At 64.2% G+C, this 3,848-nt stretch carries 5 protein-coding genes and 1 pseudogene; 3 read left to right on the top strand and 3 right to left on the bottom strand.

Translation table 11 applies throughout. The features are described from left to right. Positions 1 to 184 (bottom strand): annotated as a pseudogene (locus EN994_RS21725) (VUT family protein); the annotation flags it as partial. A gap of 184 nt (positions 185 to 368) precedes the next feature. Continuing rightward, a complete protein-coding gene (gene rpmB, locus EN994_RS21730; protein ID WP_013529373.1) occupies positions 369 to 665 on the bottom strand; it encodes a 50S ribosomal protein L28 in 297 nt (98 codons plus the stop codon). A 258-nt stretch (positions 666 to 923) separates the two neighbouring features. Here rpmB and EN994_RS21735 point away from each other — a divergent pair, with 258 nt between their 5' ends. The 3 genes from EN994_RS21735 to EN994_RS21745 are packed head-to-tail and all read left to right on the top strand — an operon-like array spanning position 924 to position 3,341. Beyond that, entirely contained in the window at positions 924 to 1,712 is a 789-nt protein-coding gene (locus EN994_RS21735; protein WP_063169105.1) for a DUF3108 domain-containing protein, read from the top strand. A gap of 34 nt (positions 1,713 to 1,746) precedes the next feature. Further along, entirely contained in the window at positions 1,747 to 2,658 is a 912-nt protein-coding gene (locus tag EN994_RS21740) for an EamA family transporter (protein WP_063169104.1), read from the top strand. Continuing rightward, entirely contained in the window at positions 2,655 to 3,341 is a 687-nt protein-coding gene (locus EN994_RS21745; RefSeq protein WP_063169103.1) for a lysoplasmalogenase, read from the top strand. The genes EN994_RS21740 and EN994_RS21745 overlap by 4 nt, the downstream gene beginning before the upstream one ends. A gap of 1 nt (position 3,342) precedes the next feature. On the opposite strand, the gene EN994_RS21750 is transcribed toward EN994_RS21745, so the two are convergent. Then, on the bottom strand, positions 3,343 to 3,771 hold the full coding sequence (locus EN994_RS21750; protein ID WP_013529377.1) for a cupin domain-containing protein: 429 nt from the start codon (positions 3,769 to 3,771) through the stop codon (positions 3,343 to 3,345). Between the last annotated feature and the right edge of the window lie 77 nt (positions 3,772 to 3,848).

Here is a 3,848-nt window from a genome sequence, read left to right on the forward strand (position 1 = left end):
GGCGGTTGGCGAGGTCGGTGACCAGGAACGAGAAGGGATAGGTGAAGGACCCCCAAGTCAGAAGGTCGGCCAGCGAGAGGCCCCCGATCTGGCCCTGCATCGGGAATTGCACGAGAATGTTCGATGCCACGACGACAAGCGCCATGGCGGCCACGAAGGGCAAATACCGCGAGAAGGAAGTCATTTTTTTATCCTGGGTAATGGAACCAGCCAAGCATCATGCCCATGCGGGCGATGCTCGCCTTCGTATGTGGGCACCGGATTGCCAAAACCTTGCGGCTTCGATCCGATGCCCCAAGGCCAACAAGATGTTGGCCAGAGGCCAACAAGATGTTGGCCAGGGCGGTCGTCCCCCGCCTTTGAACTGTTTAAGCGGCAGCCTGCTCGGCGGTCTTCTTGGCGATCTGCTTCTTCAGCAGACGGGCGCGCTGCGACAATTCCTTGACGTCGGCCTTGGCCAGGAAGGCGTCGAGACCGCCGCGATGTTCGACCGAACGCAGTGCGTTGGCCGAAATGCGCAGGCGCACATTCTGGTTCAGCGCTTCCGAAATCAGCGTCACATTGACGAGGTTCGGCAGGAAGCGACGCTTGGTCTTGTTGTTGGCGTGGCTCACATTGTTGCCGGACATGACTGCCTTGGCAGTGAGTTCGCAGGTGCGGGACATTGTTCTAACCTTCAGTTCTCGGGGTCTGCCAAACACTCAAGCCCACGCCGGGTGGCGCGCGGTTCTGGTCAGGCGGCCTTATGGAAAAAGTTGGCGTTCCATAGTTGCATTTCGCCGAGGCGTCAAGCTCCTGCATTGCCCACTGCGCGCCCGGCATTTTCATATTAAGGCCGGAATTCATCCTATAAGCGGTCTCATAGGGACATGCCAGACCGGAGTTGCCCGCCTCCGGCCGAAAATCAAGGACCCGATCCCGCCATGCTTCGTTCGTCACATGCCTTTGCCGCCATGCTTGCCGCAGCCTTGCCGTCCGCCGCGTCTGCTGCCTCGCCGCAGTCGTTCAAGGGCGAGTATACGGTGTCGTTCCTTGGACTTTCGATAGCGAAATCAACGTTTTCCAGCCGTTATGAGAACGGCGCCTACGCGATCGAAGGCAGCGTCAGCGCGGCAGGGTTGGCAAAACTGTTCGACGACACGCGTGGCACGATCTCGTCCAAAGGCACGATTGCGGGCAAGAGGATGGTGCCGCAGGCATTCCGCGCCGATTACACCTCCGGCAAGAAGGCATCGGTGGTCGACATCCGCTTTGCAAATGGCAGGGTCACCTCGACGCAGGTCGTCCCGGCGCCGGGCAAGCGCGACCCCAAGAGTTGGGTGCCGCTCGGTGCCGGCGACCTGGCATCGGTGCTCGATCCGATGGCTGCCACCGTCATCCATGCCGACAGCCTCGACCAGGTCTGCGGCCGCACGGTAAAGTTCTACGACGGCGAGATGCGCGCCGATCTGACGCTGACTTACGCTTCGAAGGGCACGATCTCGGTGCCGGGCTACAAGGGCGACACGGTTACCTGCCGGATGGGCTTCGAGCCGGTGGCTGGCTATCGCAAGGGCCGCAAGGCGCTCAACTATCTCAAGAGCAAAAGCCGCATGATGGTGACGTTTGCACCGCTCGGCCAAACCGGCGTATATGCGCCGATCCATGCCACGGTGGGCACGCAGATCGGCACCTTGACCATCAGCGCCGGACGTTTCGAAGCGGTACAATAGCCAGGCGCAGAATTGGCGCGCCACTGGAGACAGAATGGGGCGCGCAACACTGATCGGCTTTTCGGCGGTCGCCATGTGGGCGCTGCTCGCACTGCTCACCGATGCGTCGGGCCAGGTGCCGCCGTTCCTCTTGTCGGCGATCACCTTCTCGATCGGCACCGGTGTCGGGCTGGTCGCGCGGCTGTTCATGCCGGCACCCGACAAGAGCCAGAAGATACCGCCGCAGGTGTGGCTGATCGGCATTGCCGGGCTGTTCGGCTACCACTTCTTCTATTTCACAGCGCTGCGCAATGCGCCGGCTGTGGAGGCGAGCCTGATCGCCTATCTATGGCCTTTGCTGATCGTGCTCGGCTCGGCGCTGATGCCGGGCGAAAAACTGGCCTGGAACCATGTCGTCGGCGCGCTGCTCGGCCTTGCCGGCACCGTGCTGATCGTCACCAAGGGCGGGGGCCTCGCCTTCGACGCCCGTTACGCCTTCGGCTATGCGATGGCCGCCGTTTGTGCCGTGCTGTGGTCGTCCTATTCGCTGTTGTCGCGGCGCTTCCCGTCGGTGCCGACCAGCATCGTCACCTGGTTCTGCGCGGCGACCGCGGTGTTGTCGCTCGCCTGCCACCTGGCGCTGGAACAGACGGTTCTGCCTGACGGTGCCGGCCAGTGGCTGGCCGTGCTCGGCCTTGGCCTGATGCCGGTGGGGGCGGCCTTCTATGCCTGGGACATCGGCGTCAAGCGCGGCAACATCCAGGTGCTGGGTGCTGCAAGCTACGCCGCACCGCTGTTGTCGACGCTGGTGCTGATCGCGGCCGGCGTCGCCGAGCCGTCGCTGCGCATCCTCGCCGCCTGCGTGCTCATCACCGGCGGGGCCGCACTTGCAGCGAAGTCGCTGTTCCTGCGCAAACCAGCGGCTGAGAGCGGAGCCAGGGCGTCCCAAAGCAGGGCCGGGGCATGACGATGCCGTTTGCCGGCGGCATCGACGCAAATGCCAATGCGACACTGATCTTTTCGCTGGCGGCGGCGGTGATCTACGCCTTTACGCTTGGCATGCCACCAACGCTCGCCCGCTCGGCGGCAAAGACGCTCGCCGTGGCGATGCTTGCCGTGTTGGCCGGGCTGCAGGGCGGCCCGCTGCTGCTCGCCGCCGCGCTCGCCCTCAGCGCCGTTGGCGACGCATTCCTGTCGCGCGACGGTGAAAAGGCCTTCCTCGGCGGGCTGGCCAGTTTTCTTGTCGCCCACATCGTCTATGTCGCGCTGTTCCTGCGCAGCGGTGGCGGGTTGGGGGTGCTTGGCGCCGAGTCGTGGCGCGGAGCGATCGCGCTCGCTATGGCGGTGTTTGCGGCCGTCATGCTGGCGGCGCTGTGGCGGCGCGTCGGTCCCGGCCTGCGTATGCCGATCGCCGTCTATGTCGCTGCGATCCTGGCAATGGGTATCTCGGCGCTGACCACCAGCAACGTCTCCGTGATCGGCGGCGCGCTGTTGTTCATGGCATCCGACGGGCTGCTCGCCACGGAGAAATTCCTGGTGGCCGCCATCTCGCCGCACCGCGCCTGGATGCGCTTCGCCGTCTGGGCGCTGTACTACGCCGCCCAACTCGCGATCACGCTTGGGTCCCTGCTATATCCGGGCTCTTATTGAGCTACGGTTGTTTCGGCTGCCAGCCGGGTGCTGCCAGTTCGAAGGCGGCAAACTCGAAGCCCGGCGCGACGGTGCAGCCGACCAGCGTCCATTCGCCGAGGCTGCGCGCCGATTGCCACCAGCCCGCCGGCACGACGATCTGCGGCCGCTCACCGGCTGCGAGATCGATTCCAAGCACCTGCTCCACAACGGTGCTGCCTTCTTCCCACATTGCCAGTGCCAGCGGGGCGCCGGCATGGAAATGCCAGACCTCGGCGGCGTCCTTGACCCGGTGCCAGGCCGAAACCTGATGCTCCTCAAGCAGGAAATAAATGGCGGTCGAATGGCCGCGCGCGCCGCCAGTGCCATCGCGAAAGGTCTCGGCATACCAGCCGCCTTCCGGATGCGGCTTCAGCCCGAGCGTCGCGATGATTTCGGCGGAGCTGGTCATGGCGTCGACGATATCACGGGCTCTAGAAGTTGGCCTTGCGCTTGCGGATTTCGGCAAAGACCTCGGCGTCGGAAGCG

Origin of the sequence: Mesorhizobium sp. M7A.F.Ca.CA.002.09.1.1, from assembly GCF_003998555.1 — a bacterium.
GTDB lineage: Bacteria > Pseudomonadota > Alphaproteobacteria > Rhizobiales > Rhizobiaceae > Mesorhizobium > Mesorhizobium ciceri.